This window comes from Paucibacter sp. B2R-40 (assembly GCF_025717555.1).
GTDB lineage: Bacteria > Pseudomonadota > Gammaproteobacteria > Burkholderiales > Burkholderiaceae_C > Paucibacter_A.
The window spans coordinates 1-401 of the sequence record NZ_JAJIRP010000042.1 but is presented as its reverse complement, the minus strand read 5'-3'; the positions used below and the strand labels follow the sequence as shown (position 1 = coordinate 401).

1 protein-coding gene is annotated in these 401 nt (G+C 65.3%); it reads right to left on the bottom strand.

Annotated features, from left to right (window positions below):
• Positions 1-401: branched-chain amino acid ABC transporter permease (locus LNV09_RS24665; protein WP_411969349.1), on the bottom strand; the 401-nt coding region annotated here is incomplete at both ends.

Below are 401 nucleotides of genomic sequence, written 5' to 3'. Positions count from 1 at the left end.
AGGTTGCCGATGCCGCCCAAGACCGCCGCCGTGAAGGCTTTGAGCCCCGGCATGAAGCCCATCGTGTGCTGCACGGTGCCGTAGTTGGCCGCCCACATCAGGCCGGCCACAGCCGCCAGTGCGGCGCCGATCACGAACGTGGTGGAGATGATGAAGTCGGGCTTGACGCCCATCAGGCCGGCGACCCGTGGGTTCTCGGCGGTAGCCCGCATCGCGCGACCCAGCTTGGTGTGATTGACCAGCCACATCAGCGTGGCCAGGATCATCACCGTGCTGCCCAGGATCACGCATTGCGTGACCGTGATGACCGGGCCGCCAAGGTCAATTGGCGTGGTCGGCAAGAGCAGCGGGAACGGCTTGGGGTTCGGCTTCCAGATGATCATCGCGAGCGTTTGCAGCAG